The organism is Streptomyces sp. NPDC001415 (assembly GCF_053597395.1).
This window is the reverse complement of the sequence record NZ_JBSFIE010000024.1, coordinates 1-23418: the sequence shown is the minus strand read 5'-3', so window position 1 is coordinate 23418 and position 23418 is coordinate 1. Positions and strand designations below refer to the sequence as shown.

Annotated in this window: 18 protein-coding genes; all 18 read left to right on the top strand. The window is 73.0% G+C overall.

Translation table 11 applies throughout. The features are described 5' to 3' along the window. The first annotated feature begins 221 nt into the window (after positions 1-221). On the top strand, positions 222-482 hold the full coding sequence (locus ACWC2B_RS26855; protein ID WP_450720878.1) for an acyl carrier protein: 261 nt from the start codon (positions 222-224) through the stop codon (positions 480-482). Between the two features lie 38 nt (positions 483-520). Beyond that, positions 521-1759, top strand: a complete 1239-nt coding sequence (locus ACWC2B_RS26850; protein WP_450720876.1) for a beta-ketoacyl-[acyl-carrier-protein] synthase family protein — start codon at positions 521-523, stop codon at positions 1757-1759. After that, positions 1756-2559: an alpha/beta fold hydrolase gene (locus ACWC2B_RS26845; RefSeq protein WP_450720874.1), complete on the top strand. Its 804-nt coding sequence runs from the start codon at positions 1756-1758 to the stop codon at positions 2557-2559. Before ACWC2B_RS26850 ends, ACWC2B_RS26845 begins: the two co-directional genes overlap by 4 nt. Beyond that, positions 2556-3521 carry a hypothetical protein gene (locus tag ACWC2B_RS26840; RefSeq protein WP_450720872.1) on the top strand — a complete coding sequence of 322 codons (966 nt, stop codon included), beginning with the start codon at positions 2556-2558 and terminating at the stop codon, positions 3519-3521. Before ACWC2B_RS26845 ends, ACWC2B_RS26840 begins: the two co-directional genes overlap by 4 nt. Continuing rightward, positions 3518-4639 (top strand): beta-ketoacyl synthase N-terminal-like domain-containing protein, encoded by a 1122-nt coding sequence (locus ACWC2B_RS26835; protein ID WP_450720870.1) that lies wholly within the window; start codon positions 3518-3520, stop codon positions 4637-4639. Before ACWC2B_RS26840 ends, ACWC2B_RS26835 begins: the two co-directional genes overlap by 4 nt. A 13-nt stretch (positions 4640-4652) precedes the next feature. Next, positions 4653-5063 carry a hypothetical protein gene (locus ACWC2B_RS26830; protein ID WP_450720868.1) on the top strand — a complete coding sequence of 137 codons (411 nt, stop codon included), beginning with the start codon at positions 4653-4655 and terminating at the stop codon, positions 5061-5063. Beyond that, complete coding sequence (locus ACWC2B_RS26825) at positions 5060-5557, top strand: 3-hydroxyacyl-ACP dehydratase FabZ family protein (protein WP_450720866.1); 498 nt, start codon at positions 5060-5062, stop codon at positions 5555-5557. The genes ACWC2B_RS26830 and ACWC2B_RS26825 overlap by 4 nt, the downstream gene beginning before the upstream one ends. Before the next feature lie 22 nt (positions 5558-5579). Further along, positions 5580-6326: a 3-oxoacyl-[acyl-carrier-protein] reductase gene (gene fabG / locus ACWC2B_RS26820; protein WP_450721049.1), complete on the top strand. Its 747-nt coding sequence runs from the start codon at positions 5580-5582 to the stop codon at positions 6324-6326. Next, on the top strand, positions 6327-7037 hold the full coding sequence (locus tag ACWC2B_RS26815; RefSeq protein WP_450720864.1) for a DsbA family protein: 711 nt from the start codon (positions 6327-6329) through the stop codon (positions 7035-7037). A 214-nt stretch (positions 7038-7251) separates the two neighbouring features. After that, positions 7252-7986 (top strand): DUF4097 family beta strand repeat-containing protein, encoded by a 735-nt coding sequence (locus ACWC2B_RS26810; protein WP_450720862.1) that lies wholly within the window; start codon positions 7252-7254, stop codon positions 7984-7986. A 154-nt stretch (positions 7987-8140) separates the two neighbouring features. Beyond that, complete coding sequence (locus tag ACWC2B_RS26805) at positions 8141-9070, top strand: 3-oxoacyl-[acyl-carrier-protein] synthase III C-terminal domain-containing protein (RefSeq protein ID WP_450720860.1); 930 nt, start codon at positions 8141-8143, stop codon at positions 9068-9070. Between the two features lie 67 nt (positions 9071-9137). Then, on the top strand, positions 9138-10523 hold the full coding sequence (locus ACWC2B_RS26800; protein WP_450720858.1) for a preATP grasp domain-containing protein: 1386 nt from the start codon (positions 9138-9140) through the stop codon (positions 10521-10523). After that, positions 10520-11854, top strand: a complete 1335-nt coding sequence (locus ACWC2B_RS26795) for a type III PLP-dependent enzyme (protein WP_450720856.1) — start codon at positions 10520-10522, stop codon at positions 11852-11854. The genes ACWC2B_RS26800 and ACWC2B_RS26795 overlap by 4 nt, the downstream gene beginning before the upstream one ends. 38 nt (positions 11855-11892) lie before the next feature. Continuing rightward, entirely contained in the window at positions 11893-12162 is a 270-nt protein-coding gene (locus ACWC2B_RS26790) for an acyl carrier protein (RefSeq protein WP_450720854.1), read from the top strand. A gap of 2 nt (positions 12163-12164) precedes the next feature. Further along, complete coding sequence (locus tag ACWC2B_RS26785; RefSeq protein ID WP_450720852.1) at positions 12165-13040, top strand: hypothetical protein; 876 nt, start codon at positions 12165-12167, stop codon at positions 13038-13040. Beyond that, positions 13037-13735, top strand: coding sequence for a hypothetical protein (locus tag ACWC2B_RS26780; RefSeq protein ID WP_450720850.1), 699 nt, complete (start codon positions 13037-13039; stop codon positions 13733-13735). The genes ACWC2B_RS26785 and ACWC2B_RS26780 overlap by 4 nt, the downstream gene beginning before the upstream one ends. Continuing rightward, on the top strand, positions 13732-14922 hold the full coding sequence (locus ACWC2B_RS26775) for an acyl-CoA dehydrogenase family protein (protein ID WP_450720848.1): 1191 nt from the start codon (positions 13732-13734) through the stop codon (positions 14920-14922). Before ACWC2B_RS26780 ends, ACWC2B_RS26775 begins: the two co-directional genes overlap by 4 nt. A gap of 247 nt (positions 14923-15169) precedes the next feature. Continuing rightward, the coding region (locus tag ACWC2B_RS26770) for an amino acid adenylation domain-containing protein (protein WP_450720846.1) at positions 15170-23418 on the top strand (8249 nt) is incomplete at its 3' end.

Sequence of the window (23418 nt, the reverse complement as noted above, 5' to 3'; positions counted from 1 at the left end):
CTGCGCTGAACAACGCGGGTCAGCCGTCCGGCGGTGGGGATGCCTGGGTGCGCCGAGCCTGCCTTTCGCGCGGTTCCTCGCGCCCCCAACCCTCTTTCGGCCTCGGGATCCCCTGATGGAGAGGGGAGTCAGGGGGGCGTCAGGGAGGCGTCAGCGCGGGTGAGAAGACTGCTCCGCATCCACCCGGTACCCCAACCACCGCATCTCACATGGGAGGCGCAATGCCCAGCACGGTAGCCATCAGCGACGAACAGCGTGCTCAGATCCGGGAGATCGTCTGCGAGATCCTGGAGATCGAGCCCGCCGAGGTCACGGACACGAGCCTCTTCAAGGAGGACCACAACGCCGACTCGCTCGGGGCGATCGAGATCCTCTCGTCCCTTGAGCGCACCTTCCAGATAGAGATCGACCAGGCCGAGCTCGTGCGGATGGTGAACATGGACGGCGTCGTCGCCGTGGTCCGCGAGGGCCTGTCCCAGTAGGTCCGGCCCGCTCGGATGCCGACAGAGAGGAGACACCGGTGAGCGTTGAGCGCCGGCAGCCACACCGGGTCGTCGTGACGGGCCTGGGCACGGTCACCAGCATCGGCACCGGGCCGGCCGAATTCCTGGCCGGGCTCAGGACCGGTCGGAGCGGCGTCAAGCCGATCACCTCGTTCGACACGACCGGATACGCGCACGCCAACGGCTGCGAGATCGAGGGTTTCGACGCCGCGCGGTGGATCGAGCGCATCGATCCGGCTGAGCTCGGCCGGGCCAGCCAGTTCTGTGTCGCGGCGGCCCGGATGGCCGTCGGCGACGCGCACATGGAACTGGCCGCGCTGCGCGAGCGCCGCGTCCTGGTCTCCGTCGGCACCACCGACGGGGAGTCTCACGACCTCGACGTTCTGATGGAGCGTCAAGTATGGGACGGGCCGGATCAGTTGGATTCGGTCACCGCGCGGCGGTCCACCGCCGGGATGCTGTCCAGCAGCATCGTGCGGGAGCTGCAGCTGTCCGACGTGGAGGCGGTCACGATTCCGACCGCCTGCGCCGCGGGCAATTACGCCATCGGCTCCGGCTTCGACGCGATCCGCTCGGGCGAGGTGGACATCGCGCTGGCCGGCGGGGCGGACGCGGTGTGCCGCAAGACGTTCACCGGGTTCTACCGCCTGGGCACCATCGCACCCGAGGTGTGCCAGCCCTTCGACGTGGACCGCAAGGGCATCCTCACGGGCGAGGGGGCGGGCATCCTGTTCATGGAGAGCCTGGAGTCCGCCCTCGCGCGCGGCGCCCGCATCTACGCCGAGGTGCTCGGCTACGGCCTCAACTGCGACGCACACCACCCGGTCGCACCCGACCAGGACAGCCTCGCCGCCTGTATCGAACTCGCCCACCGCAACGCCGGAGTGAAGCCCGAGGACATCGACTTCATCTCGGCACACGGCACCGGAACCAAGGCCAACGACGTCACCGAGGCCGGAGCCATCCGGCAGGTGTTCGCCGAGCCGCCGCCCACCATCTCCATCAAGTCCATGCTGGGCCACACCATGGGCGCCGCCAGCGCGCTCGCCTCGGCGGCCTGTGCCCTGGCCATCACCGAGGGCTTCATCCCGCCGACCATCAATCACCACGAGACCGACCCCGAGTGTGCGCTCGACCCCGTACCCAACGAGGCACGCCCGGCCGATGTGCGCATCGTGCAGAACAACGCGCTGGCCTTCGCCGGGAACAACGCGGTGGTGATCCTCGGCAAGTACGAGGGACAGCCCGCCGCATGAGCCCGCTCACCGCGCGGCTGCGCAGGCCCGCCGCATCCGACGAGCCGCTCAAGGTCCTGCTGCTGCACGGCCTCGGCGGCAAGCCCTCGGTGTGGGACCCGTTCGCGGCCCGCGCGCATCCGCACCTCGAACTGTGGGACGCGGCCCTGCCCTGGCGGGCCATGAACGGCGGCGACGGCTGGGGCGCGCTGCCCGAGCCCGGCCGTTGTCTGCTCGACCTGGTGGACGACCGCTACGACGCGGTCGTGGCCCACTCCTACGCCGCCAACCTGGTCACCGAGGCCCTGGCGGCCGGGCGGCTCGCGCCCCGCCGCACCGTACTGATCAGCCCGTTCTACCGGCCGGATCCCCAGGACTTCGACTGGTCGGTGATCTCCTACTACCTCAACGACTTCCACCGCGTCTTCGAGGAGGCGCTCGCGGTCGGCGAGACCGCCCGGTTCGCGAAGGCGCACCGGGACTGGATGGCGCGCCGGCTGCGCGACCAGATCGGCCCGTACGGCTGGATGCGGTTCTTCGAGTCGTATCTGCGCACTCCCTTCCTCGACCTCGGAGCCGTCCGCACCCCCCTGCTCGTGCTGTCCGGCGAGCAGGACATCGCGGCCCGGGCCGAGGACGGGCGAGCGCTCGCCGCAGCCGTCCATGGCGCCCGGTTCGAACTCCTCGAAGGCTGCGGCCACTTCCCGATGGTGGAGGCGGCCGACCGCGTCACCCGCCTGGTGTGCGACTTCCTCGCCACCGGCCCCAGCCCGGCGCGGCACGTCGCCGCCGCCCCCGTTTCACTACTGGAGAAGCCATGAGCGTCAGCCCCGCCGCGACGGACGGCACCACCCGCGTGGAGATACGGCCCCGCTACGAAGGGTCCAACATCTGCACCTGGATCGGTTTCAAGCACGTCAACTACATGGTGGAAGAGGCCGTCTACGACCACCTGCGCCAGCGCGGGTACCCGGCAGGGCAGCTGTACGAGCGGTACGGGCTCGGCGTGGACATCACCGACATCGACACCAAGATCCTCACCGCGTTCCACATCGACGACGTGGCGACGGCCGCTGTGACCCCGGCCCCGGACAAGGGCGACGGGCTGCGGTTCGTCGTCGAGATGACGGTGCGGCGCGGCGAGGCGACCGAGAAGGCCGTCGTGTCCAAGGTCGCCGTGCAATTCCGCTTCGACCCGCGCGGCCACGAGGCCGAGCAGCCGCCCGCGGCCCTGGAAGCAGCGGTCGTGGACCGCCTCGGCGAGGGGGCCGAGCCCATCGCGCTGCGGCCGGGCGCCGACCCCCTGGAGCAGCTGACCGAGGGCCGCAACGCGTTCGGCTGGGCCTGGCGGATGCCGTACTTCTACTGCCACTTCACCGAGCGCGTACAGATGTCGGGCTACCTGCGGCAGATGGAGGAGGTCGTCGACCTCTTCCTCGCCGACCGGGGCGTCTCCATCAAGACCCTGCTCGACGAGCAGGACTGGATCCCGGTCGTCCCGCACTCGCGGATCACCGTCCTGGACGAGGCCCGCATGGAGGAGACGCTCTACACCGTCTTCACCGTCGAGAAGGTCTTCAAGCGCTTCACCTACACCGCCCGCATGGACACCTACGTCCTGCGCGACGGCGTCCTGGTGCCGACCACCACCGGCCGCATCACCCACGGCTGGGCCGTGATCGAGAACCGCCGCGACTGGAGTCTGGTCGACTTCGACGACCGGCTGCTCAACGCCCTCAACGGCAAGCCGGGGCAGACGACCGCCCGCGGGACCACCGCATGAGCGGCGCCGCCACCCTTGAGGACGCGGGCCCCGACACCCGGCCCGCGCCCTCGGGCGACCTCGTCTTCTCCGCCTGGTCCGCGGTCTCGCCCTACGGCACCGGCCGGGCCGCCTACCGCGCCGGGCTCGCCGCCGCCGAGAGCGCCCTGAGCGCGCTCGACGCGGACGAACACCCCGGGCCCTACCAACAGGGCGCCCTCGTACCGGACTTCAGCGCCGCGGGCGCCCTCGGCAAGAAGGGCACCCGCACCATGGACCGGCTCACCGCGCTCGCCGTCAGCGCGTACGGGCAGCTGCTCCAGGAGTGCGGCCCGGACGTGGTGGAGCGGCCCGAGCGACTCGCCCTGGTGCTCGGCACCGGCCACGGCAGCGTCCAGAGCATCATGGACTTCACCCGGGACTCGCTGACCGGCGAGCGCCCCTACCTCGTGGACCCGGCGCGTTTCCCCAACACGGTGATGAACCGGATGGCCGGCCAGAGCGCCATCTGGCACGGCATCAAGGGCCCCAACACCACCGTCGCGGGCGGCTGGCTGACCGGCCTGCTCGCCCTCGGCTACGCCGCCCGGCTCCACCGGGGCGGCCACTGCGACCGCGTCCTGTGCGGGGCTGCCGAGGAATACTCGGTGCAGCGGTCCTGGCTGGAGTGGCACGCCGCCGAGGGCGAGGCTCGTCCGCCGCTCGGTGAGGGCGGTGTGGTCTGGCTCCTGGAGCCGGCCGTGAGCGCGTCGGCCGCGGGCCGCACCCCGCTCGCCCGGCTGCTCGGCACCCGCTTCCGCGCCTATCACCGCCCCGACCAGGCGGCCGACGCCCTCACCGCGTGCGTACGCGCGGTCCTTGAGGACGCCGGGGCCGACGCCGCGAGCGTGCGCGCCGTCGCCCCGCTCGGCACCGACGGGGAGGAGGACGCCGTCCTGCGTGCTCTGCCCGCGGGCGCCGCACCCCGCTGGATCCGGTGCAGGCCACTGCTCGGTGACACCTCCGCGGCGGCGACCGCCTTCCAGACGGCGGCGGTCCTCGCGCTCGCCGAACAAGGAGGGCTGCCGCCCGGTGCGACGGCCCTGGTCACCGGGATCGACCGGGACGGCACCGTCGGCTGCGCCCTGCTGGGCGGATGAGGAGGACGCGACCATGATGCTCGAAGAGCCGCTCAGCATCCCCGAGTTGAGCCCCGGACGGCGCGGCGCCCTCGTCCCGCCGTCCGCCGAGAAGACCGTGCGCGGCAGTGTCACCGTCGCCGACGGTGCCCCCTTCCTACGGGGTCACGTCCCCGGCTTCCCGCTGGTGCCGGGCTTCGCCCTGGTGCAGTACGTGCACGACCTGGTGTCCGCCCACGGAGTCGGCTCGGGCCAGGGGTTCGTGCTCAAGAAGGCGCGCTTCCTGAGCCCGGTGCGACCGGGCGAGGAACTGGTCATCGAGGCGAGGATCGAACGCCGCGACGGTGGGGTGCGTGCCACCGCGTCGGTCAGCGCCGACGCCCGCCCCGCCGCCCGCATCGCCCTGGAATTCCCGTCGCAGTTGCCCGATCTGGAGGACGAGTGAACCCCGAATTCCGTATCACCTCCGTCATCCCGCACCGCTATCCGGCGCTGCTGGTGGACCGGGTCGGGGAGGTGGAACCGGGCCGGCGGCTGGTCGCGTACAAGGCGGTCAGCGTCGCCGAGCCCGCTTACCGGGGACTCGCCCAGGGGGCCGCGCAGCCGTACGCCTATCCGGCGAGCATGATGCTGGAGTCCTGGGCGCAGGCCGCGCTGCTGCTCGCCTGCTGGGAGCGGCCCAACCCGGACGCGCGGACCGGCCAGGTCACGCTCGGCGCCGGGGTGCGCGACGCGCGGGTCCTCGCGCCGGTCTACCCGGGCTCGGTCCTCGTCCACGAGGCCACCCTGCTGCGCGACCTCGGCGACACCGTCGTGGTGACCGGCACCAGCTCCGTGGACGGGCGCCGGGTCCTGGACGTCGGGCAGCTCACGTTCGCCCTGCGTCCGGCCGAGGAACTGGAGCCGGCCGCCGCAGAGGCCGTCCTCGCCAGGCCGTGAACACAACCCACGAGAGGTCATGATGTCCGCAGACAAACCCCGCGTCGCACTGGTCACCGGGGGCTCCAGGGGGATCGGCCGCAGCGTGGTCCGCCGGCTCGCCGCCGACGGCTTCGCGGTGGCCTTCTGCTACCGGTCGCGCGAGGAGGACGCCCGGGCCGTCGCCAAGGAGGCCGAGGCGGAGGGCGCCTCGGTGCTCGCCCGCCGCGTGGACGTGGCCGACGGGCCCCAGGCCCAGGAGTTCGTCCGCGAGACCGAGCGCACCCTCGGCCCGATCCACGCCGTGGTCTCCTCGGCCGGCATCGTCCGGGACAACCCGCTGATCATGCTGAACGACCAGGCGTGGCAGGACGTCCTGCGGACCAACCTGGACGGCACGTACCACATCTGCCGGGCGGCGGTCTTCGGCATGCTGAAGCGGCGGACGGGAACCGTGGTCACGATGTCCTCGGTGGCCGGGGTGTACGGCAACGCCACCCAGACCAACTACTCGGCGTCCAAGGCCGGGATCATCGGGTTCTCCAAGGCGCTGGCCAAGGAGGTCGCGCCGCGCGGCATCCGCGTCAACACGGTGGCCCCCGGGTTCATCGAGACCGACATGACGGCGGCGCTCGGCGAGGACAGCGGCGAGAAGCTCGCCGCAGGCATCCCGCTTGGCCGCTTCGGCCGCCCCGACGAGGTCGCCGACCTGGTGTCCTTCCTGGTGTCCGAGCGCGCCTCCTACATCACGGGACAGGTGTTCGGCGTCGACGGGGGCCTGGTGATCTGAGTGAAGGCCGACCGCACCCCGAAGTTCTACTTCTCCCTGCGCAGCCCCTACTCCTGGCTCGCCCATCGCGAACTGACGCGCGACCACCCCGACATCGCGGACGCTGTCGAGTGGCGGCCGTTCTTCGAACCGGACGAGGTCAGCACACGGATGCTGACGGAGGCCGGCGGCAGCTTCCCGTACACCGCCATGTCGCGGGCGAAGCACCTGTACGTGCTCCAGGACGTCGGGCGCATCGCCAAGTCCCTTGACATCAAGTTCAGTTGGCCGGTCGACCGGGATCCGGTGTGGGAGGTCCCGCACCTGGCCTACCTGGTCGCCGAGCGCGAGGGGCTCGGACGGCAGTACGTCGCCGCCGCCCACCGGGCCCGCTGGGAAGAGGGCCGCAACATCTGCGACCGCGCCGTCATCGGCGACATCGGTGCCGAACTCGGCCTGGACGCGGATGAGTTGGCGTGCGCCAGTGATGACCCGGCGCTGCGCGCGCAGGGCGTGCGCCTGCTCCTGGACGTGGACACGGACGGGGTGTTCGGCGTGCCCTTCTTCGTGCACGGCTTCAACCGCTACTGGGGCCTCGACCGGCTGCCCGCCTTCGTCGCCCATCTGCGCGACCGCGGGCTCCCCGCACCCGCCCTGCCCCAACCGGTGGGCGCGGCCGTCGGCCTCGGCTCCAGATCCGTCGACGACGGGCACGCGGGAGGCTGCGGATGACCGGATGTACGACCGTCGTACGGCGGTGAGTTCGGACGGGGGGCAGTCCTCAGGAGGCATCCGGGGGTCTGCCCCATGTTCGTGTCGTGACGCTCTGCGTTAGCGTCGTGACAACGCCAGGTCCCGAGTTCACGGGGCCAAAAGTTCCACCCATGCCTGTGCGGGCGGCGTGCCCGTGCGGGCCCGGCTGATTCTCCAGAACTGGGAGACATTCATGCGTCAGCAGCTACGCGCCCTGGGCATTCTCACCGCGATCGGCATCGCGGCCGGTGGACTGGCCGCGTGCGGCTCGCTCAACCAGAAGTCCTTCGAGGACGACAGCGCGCTCTCCGGCAAGATCACATCCGTACGCCTGGAAAACGGCTCGGGCGGGGTCACCGTGAACGGGACCGACGGCGGCAGCCCGTCCTTACACCGCAAGGTGCAGTACGACAACGGCGACAACAAGCCGTCAGGCCCCACCCACCGGATCGAGGACGGCGTCCTGATCCTCGGCGGCTGCTCGGGGTCCTGCTCGGTGAAGTACACCGTCCAGGTGCCCGCCGGGATCCCCGTCAGCGGCGTGGTCTCCTCGGGGGAGGTCAGCCTGCACAAGGTGGGCGCGGTCAACGTGTCCGCCGGCTCCGGCGACATCACCCTTGAGGACGTCAGCGGCGCGGTCAAGGTGAAGACCACCAACGGCGAGATCAGCGGCAAGGGCCTGGCGGGCGGCGGGATCGACACGAACACCGGATCGGGCGACATCCACCTCACGCCCAGCAAGCCGCAGAACGTCCAGATCACCGCCGGCAGCGGTGACGTCAGCCTCACCGTGCCACCCGCCAGCTACCGGGTCTCGGTCAAGACCGGCAACGGCGACAAGGACATCAAGGTGCCCAACGACCCCTCCGGCACCTACGAGATCGGCCTGAAGACCGGCAGCGGCGATGTGAGCGTCAAGAGCTCCTGAGAGCCTGTGTCCAACTCCTTCCTGTCCCAACCCCCCGGATCCACCGGCGGGTTGGGGCATCGGCATGTCCGCCCCGGTCAGCCCTGCGTCAGCCGGGCGTCAGCGGGCCCGGCAAGTCTTGAGTGGCTCCCATCACTCAAGGAGGGCCCGGCGCATGACCTCACTGGAAGCGGTGTCGAGTTACCTGCCGCCCACCATCTCCGTGGCTGAACTGCGCGACCCGCTGGGACTCGACGACCAGCAGGTACGCAGGTTCACCCGGCTCTACGGCCTCGACCGGATCTGCCAGGCGCCCGACCAGACCGAGGCCGACATGCTGCTCACGGCGGCCGGCAAACTGGACGAGCTGGCCGGCCAGGAGGACCGGGTGCGCTATGTCATCCGGGCCAAGGGGCTGCGGACCACGGCGCCCTACCCGGTCAGCCCCCTGCAACAGGTGCGCGAGGCCCTCGGCCTGCGCAACGCCACGGTCTTCTCGGTCGCCGACCACGGCTGCGCGACCGGACTGCTCGCCGTCGACACGGCGGGCACCCTGCTGGAGGCCGACGGCGACCCCGACGCGCTGGCCCTGGTGCTGGCCGGGGACAAGACGTTCACCCCGTTCTCGCAGTGGGTCGCCGACGTCTCCATCATGGGCGAGGGCATGACGGCCGTCCTCGTCGGCGCGAACGGCCCCCGGGACCGGGTGCTCGGCTACCACGCGCGCATCGTCGGCCGCGAGGACGGCATCATCGACCTGGACCCCGAGGGCGCCAGGGAAGCCAAGCGCATCTACCAGGACGTCATGTCCGACGTCATCCACTGCGCGCTCGACGACGCCGGTCTCACCATGGCCGACATCCACCTCGTCCTGCCGCACAACGTCAACCGCGTCTCGTGGACGGTCGCCGCCAAGGAACTGGGCATCGCCCCCGGGCGCATCTTCCTGGAGAACATCGCGAAGACGGGCCACTGCTTCTGCGCGGACCCCTTCGTCAACTACCAGTCCGCGCGCGAACTGGGCCTGCTGCGGCCCGGGGCCGCCTATCTGATGACCTCCGCGGGGCTCGGCCAGTCCTTCGCGGCCATGGTGCTGGAGCACTGAGAGCCACAGCACCGAGCCCCGCACGGCCGACGGCCGCGCGGGCTCCCGAGATCCGAGAGGACGGCACATGAGCGGCACGCTGCCCGGCTTCCGCGAGCGACTCGCGACGGCGCTGACCGGGGCGCCGGACACCCCTCTGGTGTTCCTCGGCAACTTCGAGGTGGAACAGCAGTGGGCGCACGGCGAACACACCCTGCCCCGCCTGTCGGCCTCGGCGGCCGACGCGGTCGTCAACCACATGGACGAGTTCGCGCTGCTGCTCGGAGACGAACGCGACCACGTCATCCTCAAGTCCCGCCCGGACGAGGCCTATCTGGCCTTCCTGGCCGGACTCGGCGTACGGCTCCCGCGCCTGCACGTGGCCGCGGGACAGGACCCCGGCCGCACCGTGACCGAGGACGCGCTGGAGGACCCCGCACTGCTCGTGGACCTGACCGCCCTCGCCGCCTCCGGCTGCCACATCACCGCACACGGCGTCTCGGTGCGCGAGGAACTGCTCGCCCGGGCCACCGGGCTGAGCGTCGCCGCCCCGGACGCGGCGACCTGCAAGGCGGTCAACAGCAAGGTCTACAGCAGGCGCGTCGCCGACGAGCTCGGACTGCGCCAGCCCCGAGGCTGGGCCTGCACCACCCTCACCGAACTCGCCGACGCCTTCGAGGCCGCCGCGCGCGACGAGGAGCGGCGGTACGTCGTGAAGGAGGCGTTCGGCGTCTCCGGCAAGGGCATCGCCGTCCTGGAGAGCCGGCGCAGAGGCGACCGCATCCTGTCGGTCGTCACCAGGCAGGCGCAGCGCGCCGGCCACGACCGGGTCGCCTTCGTGGTCGAGGAGTGGGTGGCCAAACAGGGCGATCTGAACTACCAGTTCACGGTCGCCCGCGACGGCGGCGTGTGCTTCGACTTCGTCAAGGAGCAGCTCACCGACAACGGGGTGCACAAGGGGCACCGGATGCCGGCCCGGCTGACCGACGCACAGCTCGACGTGGTGCGCGACACCGCCGAGCGCCTGGGCAAACGCCTCGCCGCCGACGGCTACTTCGGCGTGGTCGGTGTGGACGCCATGGTGGACCCGGCGGGGGAGCTCTACCCGGTCGTCGAGATCAACGCGCGCAACAACATGTCCACCTACCAAGTGCGCCTCCAGGAACGGTTCGTGGGCCCCGGGCAGATCGCGGTGGCCCGCCACTACCCGGTCAAGAGCACCGAGCCGCTGCCGTTCGAGCGGGCCGGGGCGCTCCTGGACGGGCTGCTCTTCGACCGCGGGCGCGCCACCGGCCTGCTCGTGAACAACTACGCCACGGTCAACGCGGGCTTCCCCACCGACGGGGGACGCCCCGCGGCGCCCGTCGCGGGACGCCTCTACGGACTGCTCGTGGCGGATTCGGACGACGGCATCGACGCCCTCGACACGGAGATAACCGCCCGGCTGGCGGCGGGAAGGGACACCGGCGCATGACTACCACGACCACGGCACACGACGTGCGGCAAGGCCCGGCCACCGTGCAGGGCATCCCCGTCACGGAACTCGCCCACACCTACGGCACCCCCCTGTTCGTGTACGACGGGGACGCCCTGGCGGGGCGTATGCGCCAGCTGCGCGAGGCGTTCGACGAGCGGCTGCAGATCTTCTACTCGCTCAAGGCCAACCCCAACATCGCGGTCTGCGCGCTGCTGCACGCGCACGGCGCCCGGGCCGAGGTCTCCTCGATGACGGAGCTGCTCACCGCACGCCGCGCGGGCGTCGCCCCCGAGGACATCCTCTTCCTCGGCCCGGGCAAGAGCCGCGTCGAACTGGCGGCCTGCCTCGACGAGGGCATCGCCGCGGTGGTGTGCGAGTCGCTCCAGGAGCTGGCGTGGATCGACGAGCTGGCCCGCGAACGCGCACTGCGCGCGCCGGTCGTGCTGCGGGTGAACCCCTCGTTCTCGGTGAAGGGCTCCGGCCTCACCATGGGCGGCAAGGCCCGCCAGTTCGGCATGGACGAGGCCCAACTCATGGCCGAGACCGGTCTGGTGGAGCGGTACGAGCACGTACGGATCCAGGGCGTCCAGGTCTACATGGGCACCCGGATCCTGACCGAGGCCACCGTCGTGCAGAACACCGAGCGCATCTTCGAGCTGGCCGAGCGGCTGTCCGCGGCCCTCGGCTTCGAGCTCGACCTCGTGGACATCGGCGGCGGCCTCGGGGTCGCCTACTTCGACGGCGAGCGCGATCTCGACCTGCCGGCTCTCGCCGCGGATCTCAACCCCGTGATCGCCCGGTTCGCCGACGCCCACCCGCGCACCCGCCTCGTCATGGAGCTCGGCCGCTATCTGACCGCCGAGTCCGGTACGTACGTGGTGCGCGTGCGGTATGTGAAGACCTCGCTCGGTGAGCGGTTCGCGGTCACCGACGGCGGCACCCACCACCACATGGCGGCCGTCGGCATCGGCTCGTTCGTCAAGCGGAACTTCCCGATGCGCCTGCTCAGCGGGGCTGTCGACGGGGCGGAGCCCGCGCCCGCCGAGGCGTGGAACGTGACCGGGCCGCTGTGCACCCCCAACGACACGCTGGCCAAGAAGGTCCAGCTGCCGCCGGTGCGGCCCGGCGACCTGCTCGGTGTGGAGCGCTCCGGCGCCTACGGGCCGACCGCGTCGCCCGTGCACTTCCTCAGCCACGGCTACCCGGCCGAGGTGCTCGTCGCCGACGGCCAGGCCCATCTGATCCGCGAGGCCGACCGGCCCGAGGACCTGCTGCGCAAGCAGCACCTGCCGGCCGCGGCGGCGTTCCGCCGGGCCGCCGCCCACTGACCAAGCCCTGCCCGCCCCCGATGAAAGGACCGCCGACCATGGCCGGACTGATTGCCACCGACCGCGACCGGATCGTCGCCGCGATCTCCGATGCGCTCACCGAGGTGCTCGACTACGACCTGCCCCAACTGGGCGAGGAATCACGGCTGTTCGACGAGCTGGGGCTCGACTCGACGGGCGTGTTCGAGATGCTGATGCGCCTGGAGGAGGCGCTGGACATCGAGTTCGACACGGACTCCCTGGAGATGGCGCACTTCACCAGCGTGCGCTCGCTCGCCGATTTCATCGCCACGGAAATGGGCTCCTGACGATGGCCGCACAGGCCACCGGGGTCCCGCCCGCGCGGCGGGCCCCGTCCCGGTTCCCGCTGCGGCTCGACCGGATCGTGCACCGGGAGTTCCCCACCGGGAACCTCCGGATCGACGACCCGTTCTCGCGCCGCCACTTCGCCGACCTGACCGCCCTGTACGGGGTCGAGCCCCGGCCCGAGGTGGCGGACGGGCCGCCCGGCAACAACTTCGCCGGCATGGCCGCCGACCTGCTCGCCGACCTCACGGACGAGCCCGCGGACATCGGCCTCGCCGTCGTCGCCCACACCACGCCCGACCTGGACTGCCGGCGGGCGGCGGTCACCTGTCTGTCCGAGGTCATCCCCGGCCGGCCCCTGGTGTTCACCGTCGCGGACTGCGGCTCGGCGGCCCCGTTCGTCGCCCTGGAGGTGGCGGCCTCGTACATCAAGCGCCACGGGCACCGCACCGCCGCCCTGTTCGTCCTCGACCAGGCGACGCTGCCGTACGAGACCGGGCGCTACCTCGCCGGGGACGCCGGGGCCGCGCTCCTTTTCACGCCCGAGGGCCGGGCCGGATCACTGACGGTGCGCCGGGTGTCGGGCGTGCCGGCCGAGGACGTGCCGGCCGCGGTGCGCGGCGCACTGGACGAGCTGGGCTGCGACCCGGAGGTCCCGGCGGTCCTCAGCCCCGGCCTGCGGGCCGCGCGCGACCTGCCGGGACACACCGGGCCCACGGTGTCGGCCCCGGACGGGTTCCCCGTCTCGGGCGTTCTCGGCGCACTGGCCTCGGAGGTCGGCTGGGCCGCCGTCGGTCACGAGGGCCGACGCGTCCTGGTGGACCACGACACGGACACGGCCGAGCTCAGCGTGTGTCTGCTCGACCGGGGAGCGCCATGACCACGCTCGTCCAGGACGCCGACGCCGTCGCGCTGCGCTGCCACGAGGCGGCCCGGCACGAGGGCCTCGCCCCCGCGCTCGCCGTGCTCGCCGACTCCGTGCTGCCGGGCCTGCTGCCGTGCGGGCCCGGCGGGCACGCCGTCGTCGCGGCGCACACCCACCACTCGGCGCACACGCTCTGGCTCGACGGCGCCCGCCGCCCGGTGGAGGCCGGGCGGGCGGTGGTGCGGGCCGAACTCGCCCTGCCCGGCGGTCCCGTGGTCCTGCTCGACACCGGACAGCGGGCCCCGGCCGACCGGGGCGGGCGCGTCGCGGCGGAACAGCGGGAGCTGTACGGCCTGGGTCTCGTATGGCTGCGCCTCGGGCTCGCCCAGGCGCTGCGCGCCGCCTGCGTCACGCGCTTGGCGGGTCGGCGCGTCGGCGACACCACCCTGCTCCAGCAGCAGTTGGTGAAGGGCGCGGTCGCCGACGTCCTGGCCGAACACCTGGAGATCCGGGCCGTGTTGGACGGAGCGCGGCCCGGGGCGCGCTCCGTCGGCATGCTCCAGCACCTGCACCGGCGGATCACCGCCGCCGACCGCGAACAGGTCCGGCTGCTCGGTGCGGCGGGCTATCTCACCGACAGCCCCGGCATGACCGCATACGCGTCGGAGCTGCTCGCCGAGGTCCACGCCGTGGCACAGGAGGCATCGTGACGCATCTGGACGACCGGCTCCTCGCGCTGCGCGGGCAGGTCCGCGAGTGGGGCGCCGATCTGCGTCCGCTCGCCCTGGAGATCGACCGCGACCCGGAGGCCATCCGCGGCCACTTCGCGCACCCCGCCGTGCGCTTCCTCGCCACGATGGGCATCCCCGAGGAGTACGGCCACGAGCCCGAGAAGATCGATGGGCACCGCTTCTACGGCGTGAGCGCCCTCGAACGGGTCGTTGTCATGGAGGAGTTGGCATGCGCCGACGTCGGGACCCTGGTCGCCTCGCCGGGCCCGCTGCTCGCCGGCGTCGCCGTCGGCCTGTGCGCCGACGAGGCGCAGAAGCGCTGGTTCTACGGGCGCATGCTGGAGCAGCCCCTGTGGACCTGCTTCGCCCTGACCGAACCGGAGGGCGGCTCGGACGCGGCGGCCCTGCGCACCGCACTGACCGCCACCGAGGACGGCGACGCCCTCCTCAGCGGTGAGAAGCGGTACGTGGGCAACGCCTGCCGCGCCCAGCTGGGCGTGGTGTTCGCGCGCGCCAGGCCCGGGCCGCTCGGTGTCCAGGCCGTCCTGGTGGACACCGCCGACCCGGGATTCAAGGCGGAGCCGCTCGACATGATCGGCCTGCGCGGCGCCATGATCAGCTCCATCGTCATGGACCGGGTGCAGGTCCCCGCGGACCGTTTCCTCGGCCGGCACCTCACCGCCACCCGGCGCGGGGTGTGGGCGTTCGTGCAGACCTTCAACGTGCTGCGGCCGGGCGTCGCCGCCATCGCGGTCGGCATCGCGCGCGCCGCCCTGGAGTACGTCGCCGACAACCGCGGCGCCCTGGGCGGTGCCGAGCGCGAGCGCTTCGAGGAGCTCACCCGGCGCGTGGACGCCACCCGCCACCTGGTGCACCACGCCGCGGCCGCCGTGGACGCGCGCGGCACCGACGGCCACCTGGCCTCGGCCGCCAAACTGCGCGCCGCCCGCCTCGCCGAGGACGTCACGCTGGCCGCGGCCGGCTTCTTCGGCCCCGGGGCCCGTCTCGCGCACCCCTTCCTGGACAAACTCGCGCGGGACGCCCGGGCGATGGAGTTCCTCGAAGGCACCGGCAACATGCAGCGGCTCAACCTCTTCCAGGGACTGCTCGGCGGCAAGGTCGACCGCGACCCCCGCCCCGCCGCGTCCCGAGCCACCGCCTCCTGATCCACCGCCTCCTGATCCACGCACCCCAGCCGTCGCATCCGCCATCGCATCCGAGCCACCGGGCGCCCCGCGCGTCAGGCCCCCGCAGGGGTCTGAGCTGCCGGGGCGCCCCGCGCGTCAGCGGTGAGTCAGGCCGTCGTCAGGCGGCCCGTCAAGGATGAACCCATCGTTTACGGCCTTCACCCGGCCCGGCCCCGCACCTCTGCCCCACCCCGCGTGCCGGCCCGACCTCTCCTGGGAGCCTGTGATGACTACGACTCATGGCACCGTGCTGCCGCTGACCGCGGGCCAGGTGGAGATCTGGCTCGACGCGCAGGGCGCCGGACGCGGCAACGCCTACAACTCCGCGGGCTATCTGGACCTGCGCGGCCCCCTGGACCGCCGCCGCTTCCGCGCGGCGCTGCGCCGCCTGTTCGACGAGGCCGAGTGCCTGCGGGCCCGGTTCACCGACGTCGAGGGCGAACCACGCCAGCACATCGAGCCGCTCTCCGAACTCCCGCTCACCGAGCGCGATCTGAGGGGCGCGGACGATCCCGCGCAATCCGCGCTCGCCTGGATGGGCGAGGACCTCGACGTGCCGTTCGGGCTCGACGACTTCCCGCTGATGCGCACCGCGCTGCTCACCCTCGACGACGAGCACTCCTACTTCTACCTCTGCGTCCACCACCTGCTGTGCGACGGCTTCAGCCAGACCGTCCTGTGGCGGCGCCTCGCGGAGCTGTACGAGGCGGGCCCGGACGGCGCCGTGCCCGGCGGGGAGCTGCCCCCGCTCAGCGTCCTGACCGACGCGGAGAGCGCCTACCGCGAGTCGAACGGCGCCCGGCGCGACGCCGCGTTCTGGCGGGGCCGCTTCCCCGAGCCGCCGGAGCTCGTCACCCTCTCCCGCCGCGCCGAGCCCTCGGGGCTGCCCACCGGCTTCCTGCGCATCTCGGCCCCGCTGTCCGCCGAAGCGGCCCGCGCGCTGCGCGACAGCGCGCGCCGCGCCGAGGTCACCCTGCCGACCGTGGCGGTCGCCGCCGTCGCCGTCCACACCCGGCGCGCGGCGGGCACCGACGAGGTGCTGCTGACCCTGGCGGCCTCCGCCCGGATGAGCGCACGCCAGCGGGCGGTGCCGGGCATGATGGCCAACTACCTGCCGCTGCGGGTGCCGGTGCGGCCCACCCTGACCAAGGGCGAGCTGCTGCGCGGGGCCTCCCGCGAACTCGCCCAGGTGCTCAAGCACCAGCGCCACCGGGTCAGCGCGATCCGCCGCGACATGGGGCTGCGCGCCGACGACCGCCGTCCGTTCGGCCCGTTCGTGAACCTCCTGCCGCAGCAGGCGTCCCTGCACCTGGGGCCCTGCACCGCCGAGGTGCGCAACCTGTCCACCGGACTCGTCGACGACCTGATGATCACGGTCGTGGAGACCGCGGGCGAGGGCATCGAGCTCCACCTCAACGCCAACCCCGACCGCTACACGTCCGCCGAGGCGGCCGACCAGCTGGCCCGACTCACCCGTCTCGTCGAGGAGTTCGCCGCCGCCGACGCGGACGAGCCGATCGGCGGCGTGGCCGCCAGGGACTCCGACGAGCAGGCCTGGCTGCGCACCGGCACGGGGCCCGAGCGCCCCGCCGACTTCAGCTGCGTCGTGGCCCGCGTCCGCGCGCAGGCCGCCCGCCGCCCCGACGCGGTCGCCGTCGAGCAGGACGGCGAGCGCCTCACGTACGGCACCCTCGTGGGCCGCGCCAGCGCCCTGTCACGGCGGCTTCCCGGCGCCGGCCTGGTCGGCGTACTCGCGGCGCCCGGCGCCGGGTTCGTGACCGCGGTCCTCGCCGTCATGGGCGCCGGGGCCGCCTACGTACCGCTGGATCCGCACGCCCCGGTCGCCCGCACCACCGCCCTGCTCGCGGACAACGGCATCGACTGGCTGATCGCCGACGAGGAGCACCGCGCCCTCGCCGAGGAAGCCGCCACCGCCGTCGGGCGGCCCGTGCGCCTGGTCACCCCCGACGGGTCCGAGGACCCGGCCGGGGCCCTGGCCCCACTCGTCGGCGACCCGCGGGACCTGGCGTACGTCATCTTCACCTCCGGCTCCACCGGCAAGCCCAAGGGCGCCATGGTGCAGCGGGCCGGCATGGTGAACCACCTCCTCGCCAAGATCGACGACCTGGGGCTCGGCGAACACGACACGCTCGTACAGAACGCGCCGGTGACCTTCGACATCTCCGTCTGGCAGATGCTCGCCCCGCTCGCCGTCGGCGGCCGGGTCCTGGCCGTCGACCGCTACACCGCCGCCGACCCCGACCTCCTGTTCGCGCTGACCGCGGCCGAGGGCGTGACCGTCCTCGAAGTCGTGCCGTCGCTGCTGCGCGCGGCCCTCGACGTCTGGGACTTCGACGGCACCGAGATCGCGCTGCCGGGCCTGCGCCACCTCATGGTCACCGGCGAGGCCCTGCCCGCCGACCTGTGCCGCCGCTGGCTCGCCCGCTACCCGCACATCCCGCTGGTCAACGCCTACGGCCCCACCGAGTGCTCCGACGACGTGACCCACGCGCTGATCCGGCGGGCCCCGGCCGAAGGCCGTGCCGTGCCGATCGGCGTCCCCGTCCGCAACACCCGCCTGTACGTGCTCGGCGACGACCTGCGCCCCGTGCCGCACGGCACCCCCGGCGAGCTGTACGTCGCCGGAGCCGGCGTCGGCCGCGGCTATCTGGGAGCCGCCGCCCGCACCGCGGCCACCTTCGTCGGCGACCCGTACGGCGAGCCCGGCACCCGCATGTACCGCACGGGCGACCGCGTCCGCTGGGACGAGGACGGGCAGCTGACGTTCCTGGAGCGCCGCGACGACCAGGTCAAGGTGCGCGGCCACCGCATCGAACTCGGCGAGATCGAGGCCGCGATGCGCAGCCACCCGGCGGTGGCCGACGCCGTGGTCAAGGTGACCGACGACGCCAACGGCGGCAAGCAGCTGGTGGGTTACTGCGTCGCACGCGACGGCGACACCCTTGACCTGGGCTCGGTCCGCGCGCTCCTGAAGGAGACCCTGCCCGCCTACATGGTGCCCCAGCACCTCCTCGTCCTGGACGCGCTGCCCCTGACCGCGCACGGCAAGGTGGACCGCAAGGCGCTCCCGCTGCCCCGGCCCGAGGGCGGCCCCGACCAGGCCGCGGCCACGACCGCCGAGCCGCGCTCGGAGGCGGAGGAGATCCTCTGCGCGGTGTTCGCCGAGATACTCGGGCTGCCCTCGGTCGGCCTGGACGACAACTTCTTCGCCCTCGGCGGCGACAGCATCAGCACCATCCTGGCGGTCAGCCGCGCCCGCAAGGCCGGCCTCTCGCTCACCCCCCTCCTGATCCGCAAGCACGGCACCCCGCGCGCGGTCGCCGCCCTCGCCACCCCCGACGCGCCCGCGCTCGCCACCGGCGACGACGGCACCGGAGACATCGAACTGGCCCCGATCGCCGCCCAGTTGAGGGAGGACCTCACCGTCCTCGACGAGCGCTCGCGCGAGTACAGCCAGTACGTGGTGCTCGCCACGCCCGAGGGGCTCGGCCTCGACGCGCTGCGCACCGCGGCGGCCGCCGTCATCGACCGGCACGCCGCGCTGCGGACCCGCCTGTCCGTGCCGGCCGCCGGCCTGTGGTCGCTGACCGCGCTCGCCCCCGGCGCGGTGGACGCCTCCGACGTGGTGCGCCGCGTCGACGTCTCCGCCGTCGCCGACGACCCGGCCGCGCTCGCCGCCGCCGTCCGCGAACAGACCGACCTCGCACGCGCGCGGCTCGCCCCCGAGGACGGCCTGGTGACCCAGCTGGTGCTGCTCGACGCGGGAGCGGGCAGGCAGGGCCGTCTGGTGTGGCTGACCCACCACCTGTGCGTGGACGGCGTCTCGTGGCGCATCCTCGTGCCCGATCTGGCCGCCGCCGTCGCGGGTAACGCCCCCGACCCGGTGCCCACCTCCTACCGTCAGTGGACCCACCTGCTCGGCGAACAGGCCCGCAGTGCCGCCCGGATCGATGAATTCCCGCTCTGGGCCGAGCAGTTGACCGGAGCCTCCGCCCCGGTCGGCACCGGCCCGCTCGACCCGGTGCGCGACACCTACGGCAGCGCGCACCGGCTCCGCCTCGAACTGCCCGCCGACACCACCACCGCGCTGCTCTCCGGCGCACCGGACGCCCACGACGGCGAGGTCAACGACCTGCTGCTGGCCGCACTCGCCATCGCGGTCGCCGACTTCCGGCGCCGCCACGGCGCCGCCACCCCGGCCGGAACCCTGGTCGAGCTGGAGGGCCACGGCCGCGAACAGTTCACCGACGACGTCGACCTGTCCCGTACGGTCGGCTGGTTCACCAGCGTCTACCCGGTCCTGCTCGGCCTCGGCGACGCCGTGGACCTCGACGACCTGTGGGCGGGGGGACCCGGTGCGGGCGCCGCCGTGCGCGAGGTGCGCCGGCTGCTGCGCCGCCTGCCCGACCACGGCCTCGGCTTCGGCCTGCTGCGCCACCTCAACCCGCAGACCATCCCCGCCCTCGCCCGCCACGGCACGCCCGCGATCGGCTTCAACTACCTCGGCCGGTTCCGTACCGACGCACCGGCCGGCGACTGGTCCCTGGTCACCGAGGACGGCGTCGTCGGCACCGGCACCCACCCCCTGATGCCGCTGCGGCACACCCTCGCGGTCACCCCCGTCACCGAGGACCGGGCGGACGGGCCGCACCTGGTCGCCGACTGGATCTGGGCGCCCGGAGTGTTCGCGGACGCCGACGCGCACGACATCGCGCACACCTGGTTCCGGGCGCTCGACGTCCTCGTACGCCAGGCGAGGAGCGCCGAGGCGCAGGCCGCCCCCGAGGTGCTGCCGCTGTCCCCGCTGCAGAAGGGCCTGCTCTTCCAGGCCGAACTCGACAAGCAGCACACCGACTCGTACCTGATGCAGGTCGTCCTCGACATCGAGGGGCGCTTCGACGCGGACACCTTCCGCCGCGCCGCCGACGTGTTGCTCACCCGGCACGCGGGCCTGCGCGTCTGCTTCCCGGCCGTGCCCGGGCAGGACGAGCACGTCCAGACCGTGGCGGCACGCGCCCGCACCCCGTGGACGGAGGCCGACCTCACGGCCCTGACCGACGAGACGGCGCGCGCCGCCGAGATCGAGCGGCTGACCGACGCCGACTGGGAGCGCGGCTTCGACCTGGCCACCGCCCCGCTGCTGCGGTTCACCGTGCTGCGGCTGCCCGGCGAGCGCGTGCGCCTGCTGTGGACGCTGCACCACCTCCTGGTCGACGGATGGTCGATGGGGGTCCTGGCCCGCGAGCTGTTCACCCTGTACGCGGCGGGCGCCGACCCGGCCGCGCTGCCGCCCGCGCCGCCCTACCGCGACTACTTCGACTGGCTCGCCGGACAGGACGCCCCGGCCGCGCGCGCCGCCTGGCGCACCGCGCTCGACGGGATCACCGAGCCCACCCGGCTGGGCACCGGCGACGGGGCCGACGCCTCGCGGCTCCCGGAGTGGGTGGCGCTTGAACTGCCCGAGGAACTCACCTCCCGGCTCACCGCGTTCGCCCGCGAGCACAGCGTCACCCTGAACACGGTCCTCCAGGCCTGCTGGGCGGTCGTGCTCGGCCGCCGCACCGGCCGCTCGGACGTCGTGTTCGGCGCCGTCAGCTCGGCCCGGCCGCCCGAACTCCCGGGCGTGGACGCCATGGTGGGCCTGTTCATGAACATGCTGCCGGTACGCGTCGTGCTCGACCCGGCACAGCCCTTCGCCGACCTGGTGCGCCAGGTGCAGGCCCAGCAGACGGACCTCCTGGAGCACCACCACCTCGGTCTGTCCGAGGTGCAGCGCGTGGCCGGGGTCGGCGACCTGATCGACACGGTGCTCAGCTTCCAGAATCAGCCGAGGGCCGACCTCACCGAGCTGAGCGCACTCGTGCCCCACCTGCGCCTGAGCAACGGCACCACCCGGCTCGCCGCCGAACGCGGCCTCGCCGTCCTGGTGTACCCGGGCCCCCGGCTCGGCCTGAGCGTCCAGTACCGTCCCGCCGCCTACGAGCGCGAGGCCGTCGAGGCGGCGCTCGACCAACTGGTCCAGGCCGTGAGCACCCTCCTGAGCGCCCCGGCGACCCCCCTGGGCGGGCTCGCACTGCACCAGGACGCCGAGTTCCGGCGCGTCGTGGGCCAGTGGGGCGGCCGGGCCTCCGAGAGCCCGCGCACGGTGATCCCCGACGTCTTCGAGGGACATGTGGCGCGCGACCCCGCGGCCGTGGCCGTCGTCGACGGTGACACCGAGCTCACGTACGCCGAACTGGACGCCAGGGCAAGCAAGTTGGCGCACGTCCTCATCGCGCGGGGCGCGGGCCCCGAGCGGATCGTGGCGCTCGCCCTGCCGGACCCGGTCGAGATGACGGTGGCCGTGTTCGCCGTCCTCAAGGCGGGCGCCGCCTATCTGCCGGTCGACCCCAAGTACCCGGCCGACCGCATCGCCTTCATGCTCACCGACAGCGCGCCCTCGCTCCTGGTCACCACCGAGGAGCTGGCCGGACGGCTGCCCGAACCCGACTGCGAGACGCTGCTCGTCGACCGGGCCGCGACCGCGGCCGAACTGGCCGCGGCGCCGGAGCGCGCGCCGGTGGACGCCGACCGCCGCGCCGCCCTCGCACCGCACCACCCCGCGTACGTGATCTACACCTCCGGCTCCACGGGCCGCCCCAAGGGCGTCATGGTGGACCACTCCGGCTTCGCCGCCATGGTGGCCAGCCTGATCAGCAAGTTCGGCGTCGGCACCGACAGCCGGGTGCTCAAGTTCGCCTCGTTCAGCTTCGACGCCTCCGTGTGGGAGCTGAGCCTGTCGCTCCTGGCCGGCGGCACCCTGGTCATCGCCGACGAGGAGTGCCGGGTGCCGGGCCGCCCGCTGGTGGACCTGATGAACCGCCACCGGGTCAACCTCGCCGGGCTGCCCCCGGTCGTGGTCGGCGCCCTGCCGGAGGGCAGCACCCTGCCCGACGACCTCACCCTGATCGTCGCGGGCGAGGCCTGCCCGCCCCACGTGATGGAGCGCTGGGCGCACCAGGTGCGGATGTTCAACGGCTACGGCCCGACCGAGGCCGTGCTCGCCTCCACCGTCAGCGACCCGCTGCACGGCGCGGGCCACCCGCCCATCGGACGCCCCACCGAGGCCCACCGCGTGTACGTCCTCGACGAGGCGCTGCGCCCGGTCCCGGCGGGGGTGACGGGAGAGCTCTACGTCGGCGGCAACCTCGCCCGCGGCTATCTGCACCGGCCCGGTCTCACCGCCCAGCGCTTCGTCGCCGATCCGTACGGCCCGGCGGGGGAGCGCATGTACCGCACCGGCGACCTCGCGATGTGGCTCGCGGACGGCCAGCTGCACTACACGGGGCGCGCCGACGACCAGGTGCAGCTGCGCGGCTTCCGCATCGAACTCGGCGAGGTCGAGGCCGAACTCGCCGCACAGCCCGAGGTACGCCAGGCCGCCGCCCTGGTGCGCGCCGACGAGGAGCGCGGCGACCGCCTGGTGGCCTATGTCGTCCAGGCCGCGCCGGACGCCGCCGACCCGGACCTGCTGCGCGAGCGGCTGGCCCGGACACTGCCCGAATACATGGTGCCCGCGGCCATCGTCTTCCTGGACGAACTGCCGCTCACCCCGCAGGGCAAGCTCGACCGGCGCGCTCTTCCGGACGCCGAGGAGGAGGCGCGCGCCCCGCGCGGACGGGGCCCGCGCACCCCCGTCGAGGAGATCCTCTGCGGCATCTTCGCCGATGTCCTCGGAAAGGACGCCGTCGGCATCGACGACGACTTCTTCGCCATCGGCGGCGACTCGCTGCTGGGCACCCGGGTGGTCAGCCGGATCCGTACGGCGCTCTCGGTGGAGCTGCCGATCCGCACCATGTTCGAGCAGCGCACGGTGGCCGGCGTCGCCGAGCGGCTCGGCAGCGACGAGGACGGCGTCAGGCCCGCCCTGCGCCGCACCGAGCGAGCCGACGGCGAGCAGCTGCCGGTCTCCTTCACCCAGACCCGGCTGTGGTTCCTGAACCGCCTCGACCCGGAGTCCGCCGCCGAGAACGTCTCCTTCGTCGCACGGCTCTCGGGCCCGCTCGACGTGGTGGCCCTCGACGGGGCCCTGGAGGACGTCGTCGCGCGGCACGAGAGCCTGCGGACGGTGTTCCCCGAGGTCGACGGCGAGCCCCGCCAGGTCGTCCTCGACGCCGGGGTGCGCGGCGCCCTGCGGGTGCGCGAGGTCGCACCCGGCCAGCTCGACGCCGCCTCACGCACCGAGGCGCGCCGCCCCTTCGACCTGACCTCGCAGATCCCGTTCCGCGCCTTCCTCTACCGCACCGAGCCCGGCGAGCACGTGCTCCAGCTCGTCGTGCACCACATCGCCTGGGACGGCTGGTCCGTCGCACCTCTGCTGCGTGATCTGTCGCGGGCGTATGGGGTGCGGTGTGGTGGTGGGTCGGGTGGTTGGGCTGGTTTGCCGGTTCAGTATGCGGATTTCGCTGTGTGGCA